General features: G+C 45.4%; 21 protein-coding genes. 9 read left to right on the plus strand and 12 right to left on the minus strand.

All coding sequences use genetic code 11. The features are described from left to right. Window positions 1–10 precede the first annotated feature (10 nt). From ED312_RS13205 to ED312_RS13220, 4 genes are all read right to left on the minus strand, one after another. Window positions 11–952 carry an NAD(P)H-dependent flavin oxidoreductase gene (locus tag ED312_RS13205; protein ID WP_123216482.1) on the minus strand — a complete coding sequence of 314 codons (942 nt, stop codon included), beginning with the start codon at window positions 950–952 and terminating at the stop codon, window positions 11–13. A 68-nt stretch (window positions 953–1020) separates the two neighbouring features. Then, a complete protein-coding gene (gene mnmA, locus ED312_RS13210) occupies window positions 1021–2208 on the minus strand; it encodes a tRNA 2-thiouridine(34) synthase MnmA (protein WP_123216483.1) in 1188 nt (395 codons plus the stop codon). A gap of 118 nt (window positions 2209–2326) precedes the next feature. Then, window positions 2327–4195 carry a membrane protein insertase YidC gene (gene yidC, locus ED312_RS13215; RefSeq protein ID WP_123216484.1) on the minus strand — a complete coding sequence of 623 codons (1869 nt, stop codon included), beginning with the start codon at window positions 4193–4195 and terminating at the stop codon, window positions 2327–2329. Window positions 4196–4305: 110 nt separating this feature from the next. Then, complete coding sequence (locus ED312_RS13220) at window positions 4306–5940, minus strand: CTP synthase (RefSeq protein ID WP_123216485.1); 1635 nt, start codon at window positions 5938–5940, stop codon at window positions 4306–4308. 483 nt (window positions 5941–6423) lie between these two features. Between ED312_RS13220 and nhaA the strand changes: the two genes are divergently transcribed. Beyond that, on the plus strand, window positions 6424–7746 hold the full coding sequence (gene nhaA, locus ED312_RS13225) for a Na+/H+ antiporter NhaA (protein ID WP_123216486.1): 1323 nt from the start codon (window positions 6424–6426) through the stop codon (window positions 7744–7746). Between the two features lie 83 nt (window positions 7747–7829). Here nhaA and rocD read toward each other — a convergent pair whose 3' ends face one another. The 3 genes from rocD to ED312_RS13235 all read right to left on the minus strand — a co-directional run bounded on the left by rocD (window position 7830) and on the right by ED312_RS13235 (window position 10533). Next, window positions 7830–9071 (minus strand): ornithine--oxo-acid transaminase, encoded by a 1242-nt coding sequence (gene rocD, locus ED312_RS13230; protein ID WP_123216487.1) that lies wholly within the window; start codon window positions 9069–9071, stop codon window positions 7830–7832. A gap of 161 nt (window positions 9072–9232) precedes the next feature. Next, window positions 9233–9382 (minus strand): hypothetical protein, encoded by a 150-nt coding sequence (locus tag ED312_RS23790; RefSeq protein ID WP_170164513.1) that lies wholly within the window; start codon window positions 9380–9382, stop codon window positions 9233–9235. A 197-nt stretch (window positions 9383–9579) separates the two neighbouring features. Next, on the minus strand, window positions 9580–10533 hold the full coding sequence (locus tag ED312_RS13235) for a helix-turn-helix transcriptional regulator (RefSeq protein ID WP_123216488.1): 954 nt from the start codon (window positions 10531–10533) through the stop codon (window positions 9580–9582). Window positions 10534–10713: 180 nt separating this feature from the next. On the opposite strand from ED312_RS13235, the gene rlmD reads away from it, so the two are divergent. The 3 genes from rlmD to ED312_RS13250 all read left to right on the plus strand — a co-directional run bounded on the left by rlmD (window position 10714) and on the right by ED312_RS13250 (window position 13526). After that, complete coding sequence (gene rlmD / locus ED312_RS13240; protein ID WP_123216489.1) at window positions 10714–12123, plus strand: 23S rRNA (uracil(1939)-C(5))-methyltransferase RlmD; 1410 nt, start codon at window positions 10714–10716, stop codon at window positions 12121–12123. 124 nt (window positions 12124–12247) lie between these two features. Further along, complete coding sequence (locus tag ED312_RS13245) at window positions 12248–12772, plus strand: DUF6452 family protein (RefSeq protein ID WP_123216490.1); 525 nt, start codon at window positions 12248–12250, stop codon at window positions 12770–12772. Continuing rightward, window positions 12753–13526 (plus strand): DUF6048 family protein, encoded by a 774-nt coding sequence (locus ED312_RS13250; RefSeq protein ID WP_123216491.1) that lies wholly within the window; start codon window positions 12753–12755, stop codon window positions 13524–13526. Before ED312_RS13245 ends, ED312_RS13250 begins: the two co-directional genes overlap by 20 nt. Before the next feature lie 8 nt (window positions 13527–13534). Here ED312_RS13250 and ED312_RS13255 read toward each other — a convergent pair whose 3' ends face one another. After that, window positions 13535–13765 carry a hypothetical protein gene (locus ED312_RS13255; protein ID WP_123216492.1) on the minus strand — a complete coding sequence of 77 codons (231 nt, stop codon included), beginning with the start codon at window positions 13763–13765 and terminating at the stop codon, window positions 13535–13537. Between the two features lie 28 nt (window positions 13766–13793). Beyond that, window positions 13794–14951 (minus strand): THUMP domain-containing class I SAM-dependent RNA methyltransferase, encoded by a 1158-nt coding sequence (locus ED312_RS13260; RefSeq protein ID WP_123216493.1) that lies wholly within the window; start codon window positions 14949–14951, stop codon window positions 13794–13796. 118 nt (window positions 14952–15069) lie between these two features. Between ED312_RS13260 and ED312_RS13265 the strand changes: the two genes are divergently transcribed. Beyond that, window positions 15070–15744 (plus strand): ZIP family metal transporter, encoded by a 675-nt coding sequence (locus tag ED312_RS13265; protein WP_123216494.1) that lies wholly within the window; start codon window positions 15070–15072, stop codon window positions 15742–15744. A gap of 3 nt (window positions 15745–15747) precedes the next feature. Further along, window positions 15748–16176, plus strand: a complete 429-nt coding sequence (locus tag ED312_RS13270) for a DUF4268 domain-containing protein (RefSeq protein ID WP_123216495.1) — start codon at window positions 15748–15750, stop codon at window positions 16174–16176. A gap of 73 nt (window positions 16177–16249) precedes the next feature. Here the strand turns inward: ED312_RS13270 and ED312_RS13275 are convergent, their stop codons facing one another. Together ED312_RS13275 and ED312_RS13280 are read right to left on the minus strand one after the other, a co-directional pair. Then, window positions 16250–17473 carry an endo-beta-N-acetylglucosaminidase H gene (locus ED312_RS13275; protein ID WP_123216496.1) on the minus strand — a complete coding sequence of 408 codons (1224 nt, stop codon included), beginning with the start codon at window positions 17471–17473 and terminating at the stop codon, window positions 16250–16252. 186 nt (window positions 17474–17659) lie between these two features. Next, entirely contained in the window at window positions 17660–18034 is a 375-nt protein-coding gene (locus tag ED312_RS13280; protein ID WP_123216497.1) for a YegP family protein, read from the minus strand. Window positions 18035–18442: 408 nt separating this feature from the next. Between ED312_RS13280 and ED312_RS13285 the strand changes: the two genes are divergently transcribed. From ED312_RS13285 to ED312_RS13295, 3 genes are read left to right on the plus strand one after another with little or no spacing between them, the layout of a single operon-like run. Next, window positions 18443–19591 (plus strand): COG1470 family protein, encoded by a 1149-nt coding sequence (locus tag ED312_RS13285; protein ID WP_123216498.1) that lies wholly within the window; start codon window positions 18443–18445, stop codon window positions 19589–19591. Window positions 19592–19593: 2 nt separating this feature from the next. After that, complete coding sequence (locus tag ED312_RS13290) at window positions 19594–20571, plus strand: ABC transporter ATP-binding protein (RefSeq protein WP_123216499.1); 978 nt, start codon at window positions 19594–19596, stop codon at window positions 20569–20571. After that, window positions 20546–21589 (plus strand): ABC transporter permease, encoded by a 1044-nt coding sequence (locus ED312_RS13295; RefSeq protein ID WP_123216500.1) that lies wholly within the window; start codon window positions 20546–20548, stop codon window positions 21587–21589. Before ED312_RS13290 ends, ED312_RS13295 begins: the two co-directional genes overlap by 26 nt. On the opposite strand, the gene nagA is transcribed toward ED312_RS13295, so the two are convergent. After that, window positions 21586–22692: an N-acetylglucosamine-6-phosphate deacetylase gene (gene nagA, locus ED312_RS13300; RefSeq protein ID WP_123216501.1), complete on the minus strand. Its 1107-nt coding sequence runs from the start codon at window positions 22690–22692 to the stop codon at window positions 21586–21588. The genes ED312_RS13295 and nagA overlap by 4 nt on opposite strands. Window positions 22693–22769 lie beyond the last annotated feature (77 nt).

The raw sequence follows: 22769 nt of genomic DNA on the forward strand, positions 1-22769 counted from the left end.
CAGGTTGTTCTCAGGTGCTGGTCAGTTCTTGTTTGACTTTCCGGAATTCCCGTATGATATCCTCTACTATTTCCGATACCGATTTTATATCATGGATCAGTCCTGATACCTGCCCTATTTCCAGTTCTCCTTCGTCCAGGTCCCCTTCAAACATTCCTTTTTTGGCGCGGCCCCTGCCTAAAAGTCCTTTCAGTTCCTCCACAGAAGGGGATCTGCTGTAGAGCTCCTGCACATCCGTATAAAACTTGTTTTTCAGCAATCTTACCGGGGCGAGTTCTTTCAGGGTGAGGTGGGTATCACCTTCCCGGGCTTCCACTACCTTCTGCTTGAAATTCGCATGGGAAGAAGCCTCTTCACTGGCAACAAAACGGCTGCCAATCTGTACACCATCTGCCCCCAGCACCATGGCGGCCAGCATTCCTCTTCCGGTGGCAATACCACCGGCTGCTATAAGCGGAACGGAGATCTTTTCCCGGACCATAGGAATAAGCGTAAAAGTGGTGCTTTCTTCCCTGCCATTATGCCCTCCGGCCTCAAAACCTTCGGCAACCACGGCGTCTACTCCCGCCTCCTGTGCCTTCAGGGCAAATTTTACACTACTCACTACATGGACAACAGTGATCCCGTGATTTTTTAAAAACGGGGTCCAGGTTTTGGGATTTCCTGCAGAAGTAAATACGATCTTCACCCCTTCTTCCACTATAATATCCATAATCTTTTCGATATCCGGATACAACATAGGTACATTGACACCGAAAGGATTATCAGTGGCCTTCTTACATTTTCTGATGTGCTCCCGTAATACTTCGGGGTACATAGATCCGGCTCCGAGAAGGCCCAGGATACCGGCATTACTGGATGCAGAAGCCAGTCTCCATCCACTGGCCCACACCATCCCGGCCTGTATGACAGGGTATTTTATATTGAACAGTTGCGTAATCCTGTTTTCCATATATACGAAAAGCTAATGCATTATAAGACCGGTAGCGGCACGGGACAGTAAACCACCGTATTTTTAAATTATGATATAACGCCGGAACCTACGAGTTCGTCATTGATGTACCACGCGACGAACTGGCCTTCCGTAATGGCACTCTGCGGGGTTTCGAAATCTACATACAATCCGCCGTCTACCCGGTAAAGGGTCGCTTCCTGAAGGGGTTGCCTGTAACGTATCCTTGCCTTCACCTTCATGCTTCCGTCCAATGGCAGTGCAAGATCTTCGCGGACCCAGTGTGCTTCATCATTCGTAACAAAAAGTGTCCTGCGGAAAAGCCCGGGGTGATCTTTACCCTGTCCGGTATATATGATATTTTCCTCCACATCGGTATCAATAACAAACAAAGGCTCTGCGGTTCCCCCCACATTAAGTCCTTTCCGCTGTCCTTTGGTAAAATAATGTGCCCCCTGGTGTTTCCCCACAACTTTACCGTCCGTTTTTTCATAACGGACCTTACGGGCGTGGTAAGCCAGCTCCTCTTCTTTATTTTCAAAGTGCCGTACTTCTTTTTTATAACTCTCACTGGAAGCAGGTACTTCTACGATGACCCCGTCTTTGGGCTTTAATTTTTGCTGTAAAAATTCGGGCAGGCGGACCTTTCCCACAAAACAGAGGCCCTGCGAGTCCTTTTTCCCGGCAGTGACCAGCTCTTCCCTTGCCGCTATCTCACGGACTTCCGGTTTGGTAAGTTCTCCGATAGGGAACAATATCCTGGAAAGCTGGTCCTGGGAAAGCTGGCAGAGAAAATAAGACTGGTCTTTGTTACTGTCTTTTCCGGCCAGTAAACGGTATGTTTCCTTTTCTTCACGGGCTATCACATCTTTACGGCAATAATGTCCCGTAGCAACATAATCCGCCCCGAGACCGAGAGCGATCTTCAGAAATACATCAAACTTTATTTCACGGTTACACAGTACATCCGGGTTGGGCGTACGTCCTCTTTCATACTCCCCGAACATGTAATCGACAATACGTTCTTTGTATTCGGCACTAAGGTCTACGGTCTGAAAGGGTATGCCCAGTTTCTCCGCCACCATCATGGCATCATTACTGTCTTCCACCCATTCGCATTCCCTGGAAATGGTCACGGAATCATCGTGCCAGTTCTTCATGAAAAGGCCTATTACCTCATATCCCTGTTCTTTAAGCAGGTATGCGGCCACGCTGGAATCTACTCCCCCGGATAGGCCTACGACTACTCGTTTCATCTGTCTTTACTCCTTTCTCTCTTGGCAGAGCATTTATTTTACCCTGCAAAATTACAAAAAACAAAGAGACGCAGTTGATGCTGCGCCTCTCCGGTTAAAAATCAGGAATCTATTACTGTTATTTCCCTTTACCTTTTTGCTGCGCCTGCGCTTCATCCATCATTTCCTGCATCTTACGCTGGAAACGGTTCATCTTTTTCGGCTTTTTCTTCTGCTCCTGTATTTTAGCGTGAATCTTCTGCTCATCTATAATAAAGTGCTTAATAGCCAGCATAATGAATATGGTGATGAGATTGGATACAAAATAATATAAACTCAATCCGCTCGCATAGTTATTAAAGAAGATCAACATGAACAAAGGCGACAGGTACATAATAAATTTCATGTTGGGCATGCCCGGCTGCTGTTGCATCTGCATGCTCTGCCCTGTGGTCATCATCATATAGATAAGTATGGCTATGGATGCCAGTATAGGGAACAAACTTACGTGATCTCCGTAAAAAGGGATCTTGAAAGGAAGTTCCGCTATGGTGTCGTATGACGAAAGGTCGTCCGCCCAGAGGAAACTTTTCTGCCGCAGTGCAAAAGCCGTGGGGAAGAACATAAACAATGCGTAAAAAATAGGTAACTGCAACAATGCCGGTATACATCCGCTAAGCGGACTCACGCCGGCCTTGTTGTATATCTTCATCGTCTCCTGTTGTTTTTTCATGGCATCGTCCTTGTACTTCTCGTTCACTTCGCTGATTTCCGGACGAAGCACCTTCATTTTGGCCTGAGATAAATAGGATTTATAGGTTACCGGCGAGAGCAACAGCCTTACCAAGATAGTCATTACAATAATAGCCACTCCATAAGGCAGGAAAGAACTCAGGAAAGTATACAGCGGCGTAAAAACATATTTGTTTATCCATCCGAATATCCCCCACCCGAAAGGAATGGAGTCGTCCAGGTTCAGCCCTTCATATTGGCTCAGTATCTTAACATCGGTCGGCCCGAAATACCACGACATGTTCCGGTTGATCTCCCCCCCGGCCAGTTGCAGATCGGCAGTCATTTCATATGCTTTTGTCCATCTGGCTTCCTTACTTTCCTCTTCTACAAGATCTTTGGAAGAAAGGTCTGCTTTTTCAAAAGGTTTATCAGCAATGAGTATGGAACTGAAAAAATGTTGCCGGAAGGATACCCAGGTCACATTTTCCTCCACATCGCTATCATCGCTTCCCGGGCTCAGTTTGGAAATTTTATCCCCGTTATTGTACTGATAGGTAAGCCTGGTATACCTGTTTTCATAGGTAATACTTTTAGAATGACGTATCCCCTTGAGTTTCCAGTCCAGTTTTACAGGCTGCGTACCGTTGAGCACCCCGTTCAGTCCCTGCGAACGTATGGTGAAATCCACCATGTAATCTTCCGGTTTCAGTTCGTATCGATATTCCAGGAACTGATTGGCCGAAGCCTTCAGTTTCATGGACAGGATCTTCCCGTCTGCAGAGAGGGAAGGTTCAAAATACATATCTTTTGTATTCAGTGTCCTGTTATCTGATGTACTCAACGCAAGGTTAAAGGCTGCATTACCATCCTTTACCAGATAGACCGGAACCGAATCGTAAGTGTGAAAATCTTTCAGTCTGGCCTCTACTATCTGTCCTCCTCTGTTACTGATCTCAAAGTAAGCCAGGTCATTTTCCAGTACCGTTACCCCGTCTTTTGCAGATGGCAGGGTAGCGGAATATCCGAAAGCACCAAGAGTTTTGGTATAATTGGCCAGTGCCGTAGAGTCCGTAAGTTTTTGTGCTTCTGTTCCGTAGTCGGCAAGCGTATCTTCCTGTTCTTTCTGTTTCGCCTTTTGGACCTGTTCCTTCCGGGCTTTCTGGGCTTCTATCTCTTCTTCCGAAGGACGGTTGTTATACATTACCCAGATTAAAATAGCTCCTATCAGAACAAAACCGATAATGGAACTGGTATCCAATTTCTTCTCTTCCATTTACTCTTTTATAAATTAATATTACACAGCAGCCCTCATAAAACAATGCCTTTCAACAGGTTCGGGCCGGCTTCCCGGTACGGATGCAAAAATACCCCCAAATAGCATTGTTATGCCAAAGTGGCACTGTTTTTTTCTTTTTTGTACTTCAACGCCGCTTTTACAAACGCTACAAAAAGCGGATGCGGACTGGCTACGGTGCTTTTATATTCCGGATGATACTGCACTCCTATAAACCACGGATGCCCTGGTAATTCCACGATTTCCACCAGTCCGGTATCCGGATTGTACCCGGTAGCTTTCAATCCGGCAGCTTCTATCTGTTCTTTATACTTATCGTTAAATTCATACCGGTGCCTGTGTCGTTCCATTATGGTCTCTTCACCATAAATTTCCCTGGCCAGGCTGTTTTCTTTCAGCACGCATTTCCACGCTCCCAAACGCATTGTCCCCCCTTTGTCCGTGATATCCTTCTGTTCTTCCATAAGGTCGATGACGGGATAAGGGGTATCCTGTACCATCTCTGTAGAATTGGCATCTTTTAGCCCCAATACATTACGGGCAAATTCTATAACGGCCATTTGCATTCCGAGACAGATTCCCAGGAAGGGTATTTTGTGTTCGCGGGCATATCGCACCGTATCTACTTTTCCCTCTATCCCTCTTTCTCCGAATCCCGGCGCTACCAGTATTCCGTCCAGGTGGGATATCTTATTCTTTATAGTAGCTTCATCTATATATTCGGAATGTATGGTCTCTACCTTAACCGAGACTTCGTTTTCAGCTCCTGCGTGAATGAAGGATTCCAGTATGGATTTATAGGAATCCTGCAGTTCCACGTATTTACCGACCAACCCTATAGTCACTTCGTGTTTCGGGTTTTTATGCCGTTCGAGGAAAGCATCCCAATTCTCCAAATCCGGATGATTTTTTTCAGGGAGGTCCAGTTTCTTCAGGGCCACTTTATCCAGGCCTTCCGCCAGCATAAGCTTGGGGACATCATATATGGTAGAGGCATCGATAGACTGTATTACCGCTTCCCTGCGGACATTGCAGAACAAAGCCAGTTTTTCTCTCAGGTCGTCCGAAAGATCGTGTTCCGTACGACACACCAGGATATCCGCCTTTATTCCGCTCTCCATCAAGGTTTTTACGGAGTGCTGCGTGGGCTTGGTCTTTAATTCCCCTGCAGCAGACAGGAACGGCACAAGGGTAAGGTGTACCACGATACCGTTATTATCTCCCAGCTCCCACATGAGCTGCCTTACCGCTTCTATATAAGGTAAGGATTCGATATCCCCTACGGTACCCCCTATTTCGGTAATTACAATATCATACTCTCCGGAATTACCCAGGATCTGTATACGTTCTTTTATTTCATTGGTAATATGCGGCACCACCTGTACAGTCTTCCCGAGAAACTCCCCTTTCCGTTCCTTTTCAATGACACTCTGATATATCCGGCCCGTAGTTACATTATTGGCCTGGGAGGTCCTTACATTCAGAAAACGCTCATAATGCCCCAGGTCCAGGTCGGTCTCCGCTCCGTCATCCGTAACATAGCATTCTCCGTGTTCATAAGGATTGAGTGTTCCGGGATCTACGTTAATATAGGGATCCAGTTTCTGGATTGTCGCCTTATATCCCCTGGCCTGCAAAAGCTTAGCCAGTGAAGCTGCTATTATCCCTTTTCCCAATGAAGAGGTAACCCCTCCCGTAACAAAGATATACTTGGTGTCTGCCATGTTATTTAATCCGTTTGTTGTGTTGCTGTTTTTCGACGCGCCAAAAATACGAAGAACTACCAATACCATACAAGGATAATAGCATATAAGATTTACACTGTCCGGGGGAAAGAAAAAACGTAACACCCCATAGCATCAGCACAATCCGTCTTTACCTGCTTTCCGCGAACCTTCCGGAATACCGCACAGATACCTCGTTCGTATTTGTTAAAAAATTTAAAGTTTCTTTTCTTACAAAAAGAAAAGGGCATTTCTTTGTAAAAAACACTTCACGTTATTGTGTGGTTATCAGGCATAATTATTTGCCCTTCCGCATACCATTTGAATACTAGAATATTAGAGATCACCCCTCACATACCCGTTGTCATTTTAACCGATTTTTTGGATATTTGTTGAAAAAATAGGCCATAAATCCTATCTTAGCTTCCTTTAACTATATGTTATCCAGACAAAGCGGGCACAAAACCTATTTTAACCTTTCATATGAAAAAAACTCCTATTGACAAGATACTAATTGACCCCATGAGCAGGTTTATTAACAAATCCACTACCGGAGGTGTGGTTTTGTTTTTATCTGCAGTTGTTGCATTGATACTTGCCAACTCTCCTTTAAAAGAAGCTTACCATCATTTCTGGGAACATGAATTTGCTATCAAATTTGACGCCTTTGAAGTCAGCAATAACCTTCACCACTGGGTAAATGACGGCCTTATGGCCATTTTCTTTTTTGTAGTAGGACTGGAGTTAAAGCGTGAAATGATAGCCGGGGAACTATCCAGGCCCAAAAAAGCCATCCTGCCTTTAATGGCTGCCCTCGGGGGAATGGTTTTTCCCGCGGCCATATATCTTATATTCAATCACGATTCGAACGCTGTTGGCGGATGGGGAATTCCCATGGCCACAGATATCGCCTTTGCCCTGGGTATTCTGTACCTGTTGGGGGACCGGGTCCCGGTATCTTTAAAGGTATTCCTAACGGCGCTTGCCATAGCCGATGACCTCGGGGCAGTACTGGTTATTGCCTTATTCTATACTTCTAACATCGACACCAACAGCCTGATTGTAGGTGGTGTGTTTTTACTGGTTCTCCTGGCAGCTAACCGCCTGGGGGTAAGGGCTCCGGTATTCTATGGCATCATAGGTATAGGCGGGTTGTGGATGGCCTTCCTGTTTTCCGGGGTGCATGCCACCATTGCCGGGGTATTGGCGGCATTTACCATTCCTGCGAGTTCTAAGGTAAAAGATAAAAAATATGTGGAAAAACTGAGAAACCTTATCGATGAGTACGACAACCTGGAAGGACGCACCAAAAGACTAAAAACGCCTCAACAGCAGCATGTACTGGAACAGGTAAGGATTTACTCCAAAGCTGCCCTTACTCCTTTACAGCGCCTGGAACACTCCATGCATTCGCTGGTGAGTTTTGTAGTAATGCCGGTATTTGCCCTCGCCAATGCAGGAGTTACTTTCTCAGGAGATTTCTGGCATAATATTACCAGCAATGTAAGTATAGGTATCATTCTCGGGTTGGTCGTAGGTAAGTTCATAGGAGTGGTCGGCTTTACGAAACTCATGACCTGGCTCAAGATCGCAGCACTTCCTTCCGATCTTACCTGGAAACATATCTATGGTGTGGCGTTACTGGCCAGTATCGGTTTCACCATGTCATTATTCATAACGGAACTGGCTTTTAAAACAAATGCGGAGGAATATATCCTCGAAGCTAAGATGGGGATTTTTGCCGCATCGATGATAGGGGGCACCATCGGTTATTTCCTGTTGAAAAGTATCAAACAGCCCGCATAAACCAGTTCCGGAAAACCATTAGAAACAAAAAAAGCGGGAGATTATATTCCCCCGCTTTTTTATTTCCTATCCCCTGGTCGCTGTTACTCGAATTCCTTCAGGGTTTCCGTAATAATACGTATACAGTCCTTCAATTGTTCCTTATTCATTACCAGAGGAGGTGCAAAACGAATAATATTACCGTGCGTAGGTTTTGCAAGGAGCCCGTTTTCTTTCAGGGCCACACATATATTCCAGGCTGTATCCCCGTCTTCGGCATCGTTAATGACAATGGCATTCAGCAATCCTTTTCCCCTTACCAGCTTAACTATACCCGAACCGGCGATATATTTGTTGAGTTCTTCCCGGAAGAAGCTTCCTAATTCCGCCGCGTTATCGGCGAGTCTCTCATCTTTCACCACCTCAAGACTAGCTATGGCAACAGCGGCAGCTACCGGGTTTCCTCCGAAAGTAGATCCGTGCTGGCCGGGCTTTATCACATCCATAACCGCATCATCGGCCAGAACTGCCGACACAGGATAAGTGCCCCCGGAAAGGGCTTTTCCCAAAATAAGGACATCGGGCCTTACTTCCTCGTAATGCACAGCAAGTAATTTCCCCGTCCTGGCTATCCCGGTCTGGATCTCATCGGCAATAAAAAGTACATTATGCGCCTTGCAAAGCTCTGCAGCTTTTTTAAGGTACCCTTCAGACGGCACATAGACCCCGGCCTCTCCCTGGATCGGCTCTACAAGGAATCCCGCTATATTCTTTTCCGTCCTGAGCACCTTTTCCAAAGCATCCGTATCATCGTAAGGGATTTTCAGAAAACCCGGTGTATACGGGCCGAAATTTTTACGTGCGGCCTCATCATTCGAAAAAGATATGATGGTTGTGGTCCTCCCGTGAAAATTGTTTTCACATACGATTATCCTGGCTTCCTCTTCAGCTACTCCTTTTCTTTCATAAGCCCATTTCCTGCAAATTTTTATAGCGGTCTCCACAGCTTCGGCACCGGTGTTCATAGGCAGTACTTTGTCGTAACCAAAATACGCTGTGATGTATTTTTCAAATCTCCCGAGCATATCGTTATAGAACGCCCTCGATGTCAGCGCTATCCTCTGTGCCTGCTCTGCCAGGGCGTTTACGATCCTGGGATGGCAGTGCCCCTGATTTACCGCCGAATAGGCCGATAAAAAGTCGTAATACCTCTTGCCTTCCACATCCCAGACATATACTCCTTCTCCTTTACTTAGAACAACCGGTAAAGGGTGATAATTATGTGCTCCGTGATCATTCTCCAGTTTAATAGCATCCTGTGAGCTGAGTTGTTCTGCAATATTCATTCTTAACTGATTTAATTAAAGTAAAACTTTGCCATTCCTTCTTTAAAGGAGAGAAATCATCCAATTATGATGCAAATTAGGAAAAGTTAAACGATTTCACCAATATATGTTCTTTAAAATACAGGGAACAGTACGGCCTTTATTACGCTCCCGGCCAGGGTTCAGCCCCATAACAGGCTGAACACGGACAGTTCTGAAATCCGGGAAGCCAGGTAATGGGAGGTTTCGGGCTTTTCATTAGAGGTGTTCGCTGTTGAACTACCGGCTAAAGCTTTCTTTTCGTGTTGGGGAATACGGACTGACGCTTTCATTTTTTTATCGGTTTACAAATACAGTTCAAAGGTAGGACCGCATTATGACAACCCTTTGTCAGCAGTATTTCCGCAAATGAAAAATTTATCCTGAACTTTGACAGGATTTAACCGCTACAGGTGAAAAATCCGGGATTTGCGGCAGGTTGGAAGTCTATATGATATGTCCCAAAAGACAGTAATCAGGATGTATTACCCTATAATTTTTTGGAAATATCGTTCAGTATCTCCCGGACCCTTTCTTTCAGAAGGACGGGCTCTACGATCTCGGCATAATCAGCGAACATCAGGAACCACCGGGCAAAACCATCCAGGAGATGCGAAGTAAGAAAGGTCATTTCTATCTTCCCGTCCTTTTCCGTTTCGGACACAAACCCCAGGTAACTTTTCCGTTCCTGCATATACATCGCCACTTTTCTTTCCACGCGGATCACTACCTTCTGAGGGGTGGCGGACTCTCTGCTCTTTTCCCACTGTTCCTGATATTCCTGTAGTGTAGCTCTCTCGGAAAGCCTGTCCTTATCCGTCAGTTCTATACTGTAAATACGATCGGCCCTGAAGTGCCTGTAATCTCCCCGCAAATGACAATATCCGATGGTATACCAATGATTATGCTCGTGGTATACTCCTATGGGTTCAATAAACCGCTCGGTCTTTTCCTCACGCCCAAGGGCCCTGTATATGATTTTCACTACTTTTTTATCGGATATGGCACGGAAAAGAACATCCAGAATGTTATCGGGAATCGATTTTGAAGGTACTTGCCTGTCCCTTACGTGAATATGCGATGCGAGGTCCTCCACAAAATCTTTTTCGGCACCCCTCAGCACCGCTTTGATCTTGAACATGGCCGATTCGAAATGCTTGCGGATAACGGTGTCCGTCAATCTTTCCATCAATTTTTCGGCGGTCACAAACGCCATAGCTTCTTCCTTGCTGAACATCACCGGAGGCAGGCGATACCCGTCCACAATAGAATACCCTACCCCCGCTTCACCATAAAGGGGCACCCCAGCTTCTTCGAGGGTGCGTATATCCCGGTAAATGGTCCGGAGGCTGACCTCAAAGCGGTCCGCAAGGTCCTGGGCTTTTACTACCCTTTTGGATTGCAATTGAATAAGTATAGCGGTTATACGGTCGAAACGGTTCATGGCAATGGAAAGATAATTTTTCTCAAATGTAATTATTTATTCCCTTTTCTTCCCTGATATTTCCAAACTGCTTGCATTACCACATTACTTCAGCGGGAACACCCAGCCTTCTTTTTCACAGATTCAAACTTAATGTCCCGGAGATGAGTGGAAATCATCAATAAACCTTATTTTTGCCCCATGTCAAGAAAGAGCAGAAAACAGTTTTTTGAGCATGTAGAGGTAACGGATGCCGGCGCCAGGGGTAAAGGCATAGCGAAGGCTCCCGATGGCCGGGTTATTTTTCTTTCCAACGCCATCCCCGGAGATGTCATCGATGTTCAGACCACCAGGAAGAGAAAAGCATATTTTGAAGGGAAAGCTACAAAATTCCACAAATATTCCGAAAAAAGACAGGAACCGGAATGTCGCCATTTCGGTGTGTGCGGCGGGTGTAAATGGCAGAATATGCGCTATGAGGAACAACTCTTTTACAAACAAAGGGAGGTGGAGAACAATCTGACCCGCCTGGGGAAAATAGATATTCCGAAACCCGATACCATACTCGGGTCTGAAAAACAATTTTTTTACAGGAACAAAATGGAATTCTCGTTCTCGGACAGCAGATGGCTTACACAGGAAGAGATAGACAGCGGAAAAGAGCTCAAAGACAAAGATGCCCTCGGATTTCATATTCCCGGAATGTGGGATAAAATCCTGGACATCGAGAAATGTTACCTGCAGGAAGACCCCTCGAATGCCATACGACTTGCTGTACGGGATTTCGCGAGGAAGAACAACATGGCTTTTTTTAATCCGCGTAAACAGGAAGGCCTGTTGCGTACACTTATGATAAGGACATCTTCTACCGGGGAGATCATGGTCCTGGTACAGTTTTTCGAAAATAACGAAAACCACATACAGTTGTTGCTGAACTACCTGGCCACGGAGTTCCCGGAGATCACCTCCCTGCTCTACGTAATCAACAGCAAACCGAATGATACCATTTATGACCAGGAAGTCATCTGTCATCACGGAAGGGACCATATTCTTGAGGAAATGGAAGGGCTCCGCTTTAAAATAAACGCCAAATCCTTTTACCAGACGAATTCGGAACAGGCTTATAACCTTTACAAGGTAACACGCGAGTTTGCAGGACTTACCGGTAACGAACTGGTATATGACCTGTATACGGGCACCGGGACCATAGCCCAGTTTGTAGCCAGGAAAGCCGGGAAGGTCATAGGTGTGGAAGCCGTTCCCGAAGCCATAGAAGATGCCAAAAGCAATGCACAATTAAACAACATCGATAACGTTGAATTCTTTACCGGCGACATGAAAAAGGTTTTCAACAGTGCTTTTATAGCCCGCCACGGCAGGCCGGATATCATTATTACAGATCCGCCCAGGGACGGCATGCATAAGGATGTAGTGCAGCAGATACTGGATATAGCCCCGGAAAAAGTGGTATATGTAAGCTGTAACAGCGCTACGCAGGCCAGGGACCTGGCCCTTATGGATGATGTATATAAAGTAACCAGAGTACAACCCGTGGATATGTTCCCGCAAACCCACCATGTGGAAAATGTTGTACTTTTGGAAAAACGCTGAAAAGTCCGGAAACCCGGCTCCCTGATAAACACGGAAAGGGTAAAAGTGCCCGTTAAACGTAACTTTGACCTGAAAGGTACTGTGATATCGGGAAAAGAAATTAATAATTAAAAAATACATACAGTTGAAAAGACTTGCCTTAGCATTGTTTATAGCCGGTATGGTGGCTGTGTTCCTCCTTGGCTGTGAAAAGGACGATATTTGCCCGGAAGACTCCGTAACCACTCCACTACTGGTAATTACTTTTCACGACCGGAACGACTCCGAAGCCCGGAAAGAGGTTTCTTTCTTAAGTGTTATCGGCAAAGACCAGGACGCCCCCATAACGGGTATAGACAGCATAGCTACCGACTCTATTGCCATTCCCCTGAAAGTATTCGAAAACGAATCGGTTTTTGCCTTTACACGCCATACGGAGGAAATCTCGGAAAGCGGCGATACGCTCAGGATAAACAACGCAGACACCCTTACTTTTCAATACCAGACAGAACAGATCTTTATTTCCAGGGCCTGCGGATTTGTTACCAATTTTTCCGGCCTGACGGCGATCAGAGACCAGGCTGATACCAACAGATGGATATCCTCCCTTGAGGTCATTAACCCCACCGTAGAAAACCAAAGTGCTGCCCATGTTAAAATATATCATTAGTATCGTTTTTTTTTCCTTGTGTTCTTTTGCAGGTATTGCCCAGGAAAATGACAATGAAGAAAAGCCGAAGGACAGTGTAGTATATAAAGAGAAGTATGGCCTCCGGGTCGGGATCGATCTAGGTAAACCCATTCGGTCTTTTGCCAGTGACAACTATTCAGGACTGGAACTGACCGGAGACTTCCGCATATCCAAAAACCTTTATATAGCTGCCGAACTCGGAACAGAGGAAAAAACGAGCAAGGAAAACCTCTACACATTTTCCACCTCGGGCAGTTATCTCCGTGCGGGGGTCGATTATAACCTATATGAAAACTGGTATGGGATGGAGAACCTTATTTTTGCCGGGGCCAGGTTGGGTGTAACTACTTTCAGCCAGACCCTGGACGAATATTACATCTATACCACCAATCCCTACTGGGGGGAGAACGGCATACCGGGAACGGATGAAAACATCCTCGGAGAATACAGCGGCCTGAGCGCGCAATGGCTGGAAGTCTTGTTCGGAATGAAAGTAGAGCTATTCAATAACCTCTACCTCGGAGGTACCGTAAGACTGGGATACCTTCTTAATGATACTCCTCCGGACACCTTTACGAATTTATGGATCCCGGGATTTCAGAAAGTAACGAACGGCAGTAAATTCGGCCTTACTTTTAATTATACCGTATCCTATCTCATTCCTGTATTCAAGAAGACCAAAAAAGGCGCCCTCAACAAAACGGAGGAAGGGACTATAATAATAGAAGAGTAATTAATAACTCATTTTATTTCTTTCGGGGGCAGGAATAACCACTTGACAAACATTTTCTCACCGGAAGGGCCCTCAACAACCACAAATTTAGGGGCCAGGACCATTGCGGTAATTGCAGATGCTATGGCTGTCCAGAGATCATACCCCGGAAAGAAATAGTGCAGTGCTGTTCTTGTAAGGATGAACACCAGTGCAAAACAAATAAAGTTATATAAAAGCGCTTTGTGTTTGTATTTCATATTTTGCCTTTCCTTTATAAACCGTGTTCTAATTGTTCCATTTGGCTTTTTTGCTGCCCTCGTACATCTCATACTTTACCAGCTTGCTTTCCAGGCGTCCGTTGAACAGTTTTATCCTTCTGGAAGGCCGGAGCCCCACATATTTAAGCGCTTCCATATTGGCCGTAATAAACCACGCATCGGTACCGGGATATCCTTGTTTTAAAGTATCGCCTATACTGGCGTAAAAGCGTTCCATATCGGTGGCGAGCCTTTCTCCGTATGGCGGGTTGAAAACCATATGCAATTTCCCTTCGGTATTTTTTTCCGTTGCGAAAAAATCGGACTGCTCTATGGAAATGTACTCACTGAGGTTGGCATTCCGCACATTGTCCTTTGCTTTTCTGATAGCGGAAGGGGCTTTGTCATACCCGTATATTTTATGGTGGAATTCCCTCGTTTTATTCAAACTGCTTTCGGTGACTTTTTCAAACAGGTCCGCATCAAAATCAGACCATTTTTCAAAGGCAAACTCCCTCCGGTTTATGTTCGCGGGAATATTACAGGCTATCATGGCAGCTTCTACGGGGATTGTTCCGCTGCCGCACATAGGATCAAGAAAATCGGACTGCCCGTCCCATCCGCTGAGCAGGAGCATCCCTGCCGCAAGGACCTCGTTTATCGGTGCAATATTGGTAGCCGAACGATATCCCCTGTGATGGAGCGAAGCGCCCGAACTATCCAGGGAAACGGTACACACATCCTTCTGAATGTGAATATTTATCCGAAGATCGGGATGTTTCAGGTCCACATCCGGCCTTTTGCCCTGTGTATTCCTGAACCTGTCCACTATAGCGTCTTTTGTTTTCAGCGCTACATAAAGAGAATGGTTAAAAACTTCCGAATGTACAACAGCATCCACGGCAAGAGTCTGGTGTACCGTAATCAGGTCCTCCCATCGGATTGCATAAATACCGTCGTACAGCTCTTTTTCGTTTCTTGCCCTAAAAGACTTTAACGGTTTCACGATCTTCAGTGCCGTACGCAGACACAGATTCGCCTTATACATAAACCCTTTGTCACCGAGGAAGGAAACGCTCCGCACTCCGTTTTCAACCTCCATTGCCCCAAGGTTACGCAATTCTTCCGCCAAAATATCCTCAAAACCGAACAGGGTCTTGGCTACCATCCTGTAATTATTTCCCATGTCTCTTCTCTAATAAAAGGCAAAAATACATTAATTTAGCCCTTTGATACAAAAAGCACCGGCTTTTGTTTATGTATCGCTTCATTACACAATAAGCAAATACCTGACAAAAAAATAAATGATAGATTACCTGCTGCCTATAGTAGCCGTCCTGATCGGATTCCTGTTTGTCATCATCATAAGGCCGAAGGCAGGAAAACATCTGAAATTGTTCCTCGCTTTCAGCGGAGCTTTCCTGCTTTCCCTGACTGTTTTTAACCTGCTCCCCGATGTTTATGCCCATGGCGCCGGGAAAAACGTGGGGATATTTATTATGCTGGGGATTCTGTTGCAGATCTTTCTGGAGTTTTTTTCCAAAGGGGCGGAGCACGGCCATGTACACTATGCAGGCAGCGATCATACCTTTCCGTGGATGTTGTTCATAAGCCTCAGTATACATTCCATTCTGGAAGGTTTTCCTATTCACAGGCACGACACGCTTGTTTACGGTATAGTAGTGCATAAAATACCGGTTGCCATAGTGCTTACCGCCTTTTTCCTGAAGAGTGGCATAAAAAAGTGGTACATTGCCGTATTTGTCATACTTTTTGCACTGATGACACCCCTGGGCACTTTTCTAAGTGTACACATCGATGGCATCGAAAAATTCTACGCACAGATATCCGCCCTGATCATCGGTATTTTTTTGCACATATCCACTATCATACTTTTTGAAAGTTCGGACGGGCATAAATTCAATTTCACCAAACTGGCCGTTATTATGGCAGGTATTGCAATGGCTTATATTATATAAATTATGTTCAGTAAAGAAGAATCCAGAAAATTACGGGAAGAGTTCTGGACCTCTTTCGGGAAGTCTTTCCCCAGGAAGTGGATATTGTATAACACCAAAATAAAAGACTTTTCCTTTAAATTTTATTTCGACACCAAAAAGGCGGGAGTAACGCTTGATATTGAAAGCCAGGACCTGAAAAACCGCATCCATTATTACCAGAAACTGGAATCCCTGAAAAGCATATTACTTGAAGAATATCTGCCGGGGGCCATTTTCGAGGATGTCTTCTTCCTGGATAACAGAAAGGAGATATCTCGTATCTATGTGGAAAAGACCGGCGTATCCGTTCACAACAAAAAAAGCTGGCGGGAAGCCATGGAATTCCTGAACGAAAACATGCTGCTTTTTGAGGCCTTTTACCGGGAATACGAGGATATTATTAAATCCTGACGAAGAACCAAAACACAAAAGGAGGCCGCTATAAGCAGACCTCCTTCGTACAAATCAATCTATCAACTACTACTTAATTTTTACTGATAATGAGTGATGATATTTCATCATTAAAGTTTATCTGCGTCAGACAGGATATATCGGAAGTAAGTCCGGCCGAGTTCCCACCAAAGTTATCATGTTCATAAACCGTTACCGTAAAACCGGACGGCACTTTCAGCGATGAAATATCGTCGTTTGTCACTCCCGCTTCAACTAACTGCGCGAGAGTATAGGAACCTTCGTCCAGAAGGACTACTTCTTCATTATAATCGCAATGCCTATACAGCGCCACTTTACTTTCAACCGGTGCGTTCATCGGCCAGGGATACAACTGTCCCGTAAGCTCCGTTCCCTCTCCGTAGAGCTGGTTGGAAATACCACTCAGATATGAGGTATAATCGGACTGTCTCATATCGTACATGAGATAAAGCCCGTACCCATCATTTATGGTCCTGGTGGCAAAATTAACGGCCGTAGAAGAAGGTGTCTGGTTGATATGAACAGCCGCAGCACTTTCTTCCGCTCCCGTAAGCCCGGGGACATTGGGGGCGGAATAAGTAGAATACATGGCATTCCAGCTATAGTCCAGATATTCTCCTGCCTGGTTTCCATTCCACTCCAGATAAGCGGTTGTAGGACCGTAATAATAGTAGGAGATGATCTTGTCGGGCATCAGGTCCCTTAACTCCTGCAACAACATGATAAAGGAGCTGCTGTTCGGCTGCCCCGTACCGTTCTCTCCGTATTTGGCATACTCATCGTCAAAATCAATACCGTCAAGACCATACGTATCTACAACCTCCGCAAGTTGCTCCGCAAAATCGCGTGCGGCAGCCCTGTCCGGGAAATTGGCTATACCGGCCCCCTGGTGGTTTCCCAGTATGGACAACAATACCTTGATCCCCCTGTCCTGCAAGGGTTGTACAAAAGTATCCCTGCCGTCCAGTACGGCCTGTACATTTTCGTTGGCATGAAACACGGCCCGTTGGTTGGCAACATCATAATTAATATTTGCGGCAAAAATGATCGCAATATCGAAAAAAGGGGCCCCGCTGTCTTCCAGGCTATAAGAACCGACATTTAAAATATTGCTGCCGTTAACTTCTACATACATAACACTAAGGGGGCCATTCTTCAGAAGTGCAGTAGCATTTTCGGCTTTAAGTTCGGTTTCCGGCAAGTCCGGTTCCTTTTCACAGGAAGAAAAAAAGGCAAGGAGAACCATGCTCCATAGTAAGGTCATTTGTTTATTCATAATTTAAGATTTGGGTTATTAATGGCTATAAATCTACAATACGTTATTTTTTTAACAAAAAATAAACATATTTTTTAGACTAACGGAAGTTACAAGGCCATAAACAACAAAGAATGCACGCTAAGTGCCCGGACGCAAAAAGACAAGTTCAGGGAGGTTACTATGGAATACAAAAAAACAGGATGCCTAACCGGCTTCCCCGCCAGGAATATCGGCATCCGGGAAAACAAATTCATTGACGGAAAAGTCCAGGGTTTCCGCTTCGGGGACGTTCCGCATAATTTCATCGATGCCCTTGGCAAGTCGCAATTCGGTTGAAAATTTCCTGCTCGTCGCCAGGACCAGTCCGCCTTTGGACAACCGGAAGAAAAATTTACCGGAAACCGTACATTTTCTCGTAATGGTAAATACTTCTATGTTCTCCCTGATTGCGTTTATGATCATTTCGCAATCCGACTTCTGTTTGCAGCTGATACTGGTAAAAACAGGCTTCCCTTTTCTGGATGTAAAAACAAATTTATAATCTCCGTTATGCCGTTTGCTGATTACAAACATTCCCATAATTCATCTTCAAATTTTAATTTCTACAATTTTCCCCCATTTTCCGGGGCCGCAAATCTAAAACAAAATAAGATGAATCCGGGGCTGTTATTTATCGTCCTAAAATCCTATATTCCGGGAAAGCACCGGAAAAAATAATGTTTGATAGCAATGTAAAAAACAGGATTTCCCTCCATATCCCATGGTATATTTTTCCTTTCCGGAGAACATAAAATTCATCACTATCTTTTTAATTATTTTAAGATTTTTTTAATATTTGATTATCCGCATATTTTATAGATTAGCACTGCTTTTTTGATAAAACAGATGGCATAAGCAAGGAATATAGCAACGAAACACCATTTGTTATCAGAATAATGCATTTATCATGTACGCTCTGAATTTAGTATAATTAAATATAATTAAGCTATGTTTGTCTGTACAAAACGCTGGTTTTACTTATTATGCAGCACTTTTATTTTTACCTGTTTATTACCACAAAGCATTTCGGCACAGGGATTGTCCCTCTACACGCCATACACCAGGATCTCTGTACCACCCGGAGAAACGATAGACTACTCCGTAGATATTATTAACAATACAGGATCTGTCAGGACTTCGGCCATAAAAATCTCGGGATTGCCCGAAGAATGGGATTACGAACTCAAATCGGGCGGTTACAGTATAGAAGAGATTGCCGTGCTGCCCGGGCAAAAGAAAACCTTGTCTTTTACGTTACACGTACCCTTTAAAATAGACAAAGGGACTTATAACTTTCACCTGACTGCTCCCGGTTATACTTCATTGCCCATGGCAGTCACGATTTCAAGACAGGGGACATCGCAAGCCCAGTTCAGCTCCAAGCAAACCAACATCGAGGGGGCTGCCAACTCTACGTTTACATACAATGCCGAACTGCGGAACGGCAGCGGGGAAAGCGAGGCATATGCGCTACGTGCCATGACACAGCGCGGGTGGAATGTCATATACAAAGTCAATGGCAAACAGGTATCTTCCGTAAATGTCGAGCCCAATCAGACACAGCGGGTGACCATAGAAGTACACCCTCCTGCGGAAATAAAGGCAGGTACATACAAAATACCGGTAACCGCCAGTTCCGGAACTATTTCAGCCCGGCTGGAACTGGAATCGGTCATTACGGGGACCTACGACCTGGCACTTACCACTCCCACCGGCTTATTAAGCACGCACATAACCGCAGGGGATAAAAAGAGAATAAAGTTATTGTTAAAAAACACAGGGTCGGCAGCAATCGGCAACCTGGAACTGAAATCCAAAAAGCCCGCAAACTGGGATGTGAGCTTTGAGCCTGCAAAAGTAAATAACCTTGCGCCCGGAAAAACGGAAGAAATTTACGCCACGATCTCCGTAGACGATAAAGCCCTGGCAGGCGATTATGTAACCGAATTACAGGCCACTTCCACCGAAGCACGTTCTGAAGCGGCTTTCCGGATCTCTGTAAAAAATTCCGTTCTGGCCGGCTGGACAGGTATCCTCGTCATACTGGCCGCCCTGGGCAGCGTATACGCTTTAATCCGAAAATACGGAAGGAGGTAACCATGGACAATAAAGCGCCTGTTATAGAACTGAAGGAGCTTACCAAACAATACGGAACGCTCACGGCAGTGAACAAATTAAACCTGAATATAGAAAAAGGTGAGGTTTTCGGCCTTCTCGGGCCTAACGGGGCTGGTAAATCCACCACCATACTTATGATGCTGGGCCTCACGGAACCCACCTCGGGCTATGCCGGAGTATGCGGATACAATGCCACTTCTTCTCCCATCGAAGTTAAAAAACGCGTAGGATACCTGCCGGACAACATCGGTTTTTACGAAAACCGTACAGGGCTGGAAAACCTTATGTATATGGCCCGCCTCAACAATATTCCGGAAAGTGAAGCAAGAGACCGGGTATCTCACCTGCTCCATAAGGTAGGACTGGAAAATGCAGCCGAAAAAAAAGTAGGAGCATATTCGAGGGGAATGAAACAGCGTCTCGGATTAGCGGATGTACTCGTTAAAAATCCGGAAATTATTATCCTGGATGAGCCTACCCTTGGGATAGATCCCTCCGGTGTCCGCGATTTCCTGCAACTTATCCGGCAACTCAGCAAAGAACAACAACTCACTGTTCTGCTCTCCTCGCATCATCTCCACCAAATACAACAGGTCTGCGATCGTGTAGGCATTTTTGTGAATGGCTCCCTTATTGCCAAAGGAGATATCCCCACGCTTTCCAAAACACTTTTTGAAAGTGAACCTTTTATGATAGAAGTAGAAATAAAACATCCTTTTTCCATAACCGGACACCCACTGGAAGATGTTTTATTAACTATGGAGGAAGTAAGCGGCATAAAAGAGGTAAACCGAAAAATTCACATCGCATGTACCGAAGATATCACTCCGGTCATCGCGAAAACTTTCGTAGAAGCAGGACTGGATATCCTTTACCTGTGTAAAAAAGAATACGGGTTAGACGAGATTTACCAACGTTATTTTGAAGAAAGCCATGAAAATCAATACCACATTGCCTAGCCATTACCTGGCATATGTAAAGAGTATTCCATTATTACAAAAGCGTACCGGAAAGAAGAGGACCACGCAAAAACAATCGCTCCACCCCTTTTGGGCCATCGTACAGAAGGAAGTCTCGGACCACATCGGGAGCTGGCGTTTTATTATTCTACTGGCCATGATAACACTCATTTGTTTCGGGTCTCTTTATATAGCTGTGAATAACCTTCCCGAAGCCCTGGCCAATGCCAAAGACCCCAACCGTGACTTTGTGTTCCTGAAATTATTGTCCGCATCGGACGGAACACTTCCTCCTTTTCATATATTACTGGGCTTCCTCGGGCCTCTTTTGGGGATAGGTATGGGATTTGACGCGGTAAATTCGGAGCAAAACAGCGGCACACTGGTGCGTCTCATGGCGCAACCAATACACCGGGATTATTTCATCAATGCCAAATTCACCGGGGCATTAATGGTTATCGGTACCCTGTTTATGGCTTTAAGCTTTCTTATAACGGGCCTGGGAATCCTGGTCACCGGGCAAATGCCTATGCCGGAAGAGTTTCTGCGGATTATCGGGTTTATAATTCTTTGTATCATATATGTTGCCTTCTGGCTGAACTTATCCATCTTGTTTTCCGTAAAGTTCAAACGCGCAGCTACTTCTGCACTAACTGCCATAGCTGTGTGGCTATTCTTCACCATCTTCTATCAGATTTTAGTAGGCATGGCAGCTAAGGCCCTCGTATCGCCGGGGCTTTCACGAACAGGTTACAGGGTGCAAAAGCTATTGGTTACTCTACTGGATATTGCGCCAAACAGGCTTTTTACCGATGCCACAACCACTATCCTTGTCCCATCCGTAAGAAGCCTGGGGCCCCTGTCAATACAACAAATGCAGGGAGCCATACCATCTACCCTTTCCCTGGGCGACAGCCTTATGGTTGTATGGCCGCAATTAACCGGGCTCATCGCGGCAACTGTCGCATGTTTTGCATTTTCATATTACCTGTTTATGCGCAAGGAAATAAGGTCTTAGGAAAAGGAAGTTATCATCCGGCAGATTTCCAGGTCTTTATCCAAAACCACCATATCCGCCCGATATCCTTTGGCAATGTGCCCCAGCGTATCTTCACCAAGAAGTTTGGCAGGATAGGCCGAAGCCATTCGTAATGCTTCGTCCAGCGGAATTCCTACATGGTTTACGGCATTGCGTACACAGGCTATCATATTAAGCGAGGAGCCGGACAAAGTACCATCGGGCAACACATACCTGTCATTGCGGAAAAAATGCTGGTATTCCCCTTCCGAGGTTTCCGTTACCGCGTCTGTAATAAAGAACAGGCGATCGCCCATAACTTTTTTTGCGGTCCGTACGGCAGCATAAGCTACATGAACCCCGTCGCAAACCACGCTGGCCATAGCCGACGGATGGTCCATTACCGCGCCCGGCAGACCGGGCTCGCGATGGTGAAAAGGAGACATGGCATTAAAGAGGTGCGTAGCAGCGGGAATACCCATATCAAAACCCCGCATGGCTTCGGCATAGGTAGCATTACTATGCCCTGCGGAAAGGAGAACACCGTTTTTTTGTAAAAACCTTAAAGTTTCTTCATCACATTGTTCCGGGGCGAGGGTCATCATTTTAAAAAGGCCCTGCCCCTTTTCTACAAAAAGTTCTATTTCCCGGATATCCGGAAACCGGACGCATTCCCGGAGATGTGCCCCTCTTTTAACCGGGTTTATGTACGGACCTTCGAGATGCACCCCCAGAAGGCCTTTGCCGCCTCTCCGCAGGTATTCCCCGGCTACCTCAAGGCCTTTGATAAATTTTTCCCTGGTGTTCGTGGCCAGGGTGATCATAAAATGCGAACACCCTCCCCGAAGGCAATATTCATATGTAGCCTGCAGGGAAGACATACTTAAGGCATCGGAAAACAATTTACCCTCCCCTCCGTATATTTGAAGGTCTATGAAAGCGGGGACAAGATACATACCGCCAAGGTCTTCTACGGAATATTCCGGAGGGACTGCCTTAAAAGGAATAACGGCTTCTATAACATTATCCTTCACCAGAACGGCTTTTTCCGTCTCTACGGCAGTTCCGGTAAACACTTTCGCGTTAATATAAGCTACAGGCACAGGTCTCAGATTTGTATTTACGCATAAATATACAAAAAGTACCTGCGCCGCCCTGTCCCAACAACGGGGAAAGTTCC

The sequence above is a fragment of the Sinomicrobium pectinilyticum genome (genome assembly GCF_003725735.1).
Lineage (GTDB): Bacteria > Bacteroidota > Bacteroidia > Flavobacteriales > Flavobacteriaceae > Sinomicrobium > Sinomicrobium pectinilyticum.

What these genes read in the sequence shown, in the direction of transcription:
- ED312_RS13205 (WP_123216482.1), bottom strand. Translation starts at nt 952, where the DNA reads ATGGAAAACAGGATTACGCAACTGTTCAATATAAAATACCCTGTCATA.
- mnmA (WP_123216483.1), bottom strand. Translation starts at nt 2,208, where the DNA reads ATGAAACGAGTAGTCGTAGGCCTATCCGGGGGAGTAGATTCCAGCGTG.
- yidC (WP_123216484.1), bottom strand. Translation starts at nt 4,195, where the DNA reads ATGGAAGAGAAGAAATTGGATACCAGTTCCATTATCGGTTTTGTTCTG.
- ED312_RS13220 (WP_123216485.1), bottom strand. Translation starts at nt 5,940, where the DNA reads ATGGCAGACACCAAGTATATCTTTGTTACGGGAGGGGTTACCTCTTCA.
- nhaA (WP_123216486.1), top strand. Translation starts at nt 6,424, where the DNA reads ATGAAAAAAACTCCTATTGACAAGATACTAATTGACCCCATGAGCAGG.
- rocD (WP_123216487.1), bottom strand. Translation starts at nt 9,071, where the DNA reads ATGAATATTGCAGAACAACTCAGCTCACAGGATGCTATTAAACTGGAG.
- ED312_RS23790 (WP_170164513.1), bottom strand. Translation starts at nt 9,382, where the DNA reads ATGAAAGCGTCAGTCCGTATTCCCCAACACGAAAAGAAAGCTTTAGCC.
- ED312_RS13235 (WP_123216488.1), bottom strand. Translation starts at nt 10,533, where the DNA reads ATGAACCGTTTCGACCGTATAACCGCTATACTTATTCAATTGCAATCC.
- rlmD (WP_123216489.1), top strand. Translation starts at nt 10,714, where the DNA reads ATGTCAAGAAAGAGCAGAAAACAGTTTTTTGAGCATGTAGAGGTAACG.
- ED312_RS13250 (WP_123216491.1), top strand. Translation starts at nt 12,753, where the DNA reads ATGTTAAAATATATCATTAGTATCGTTTTTTTTTCCTTGTGTTCTTTT.
- ED312_RS13255 (WP_123216492.1), bottom strand. Translation starts at nt 13,765, where the DNA reads ATGAAATACAAACACAAAGCGCTTTTATATAACTTTATTTGTTTTGCA.
- ED312_RS13260 (WP_123216493.1), bottom strand. Translation starts at nt 14,951, where the DNA reads ATGGGAAATAATTACAGGATGGTAGCCAAGACCCTGTTCGGTTTTGAG.
- ED312_RS13265 (WP_123216494.1), top strand. Translation starts at nt 15,070, where the DNA reads ATGATAGATTACCTGCTGCCTATAGTAGCCGTCCTGATCGGATTCCTG.
- ED312_RS13270 (WP_123216495.1), top strand. Translation starts at nt 15,748, where the DNA reads ATGTTCAGTAAAGAAGAATCCAGAAAATTACGGGAAGAGTTCTGGACC.
- ED312_RS13275 (WP_123216496.1), bottom strand. Translation starts at nt 17,473, where the DNA reads ATGAATAAACAAATGACCTTACTATGGAGCATGGTTCTCCTTGCCTTT.
- ED312_RS13280 (WP_123216497.1), bottom strand. Translation starts at nt 18,034, where the DNA reads ATGGGAATGTTTGTAATCAGCAAACGGCATAACGGAGATTATAAATTT.
- ED312_RS13285 (WP_123216498.1), top strand. Translation starts at nt 18,443, where the DNA reads ATGTTTGTCTGTACAAAACGCTGGTTTTACTTATTATGCAGCACTTTT.
- ED312_RS13290 (WP_123216499.1), top strand. Translation starts at nt 19,594, where the DNA reads ATGGACAATAAAGCGCCTGTTATAGAACTGAAGGAGCTTACCAAACAA.
- ED312_RS13295 (WP_123216500.1), top strand. Translation starts at nt 20,546, where the DNA reads ATGAAAATCAATACCACATTGCCTAGCCATTACCTGGCATATGTAAAG.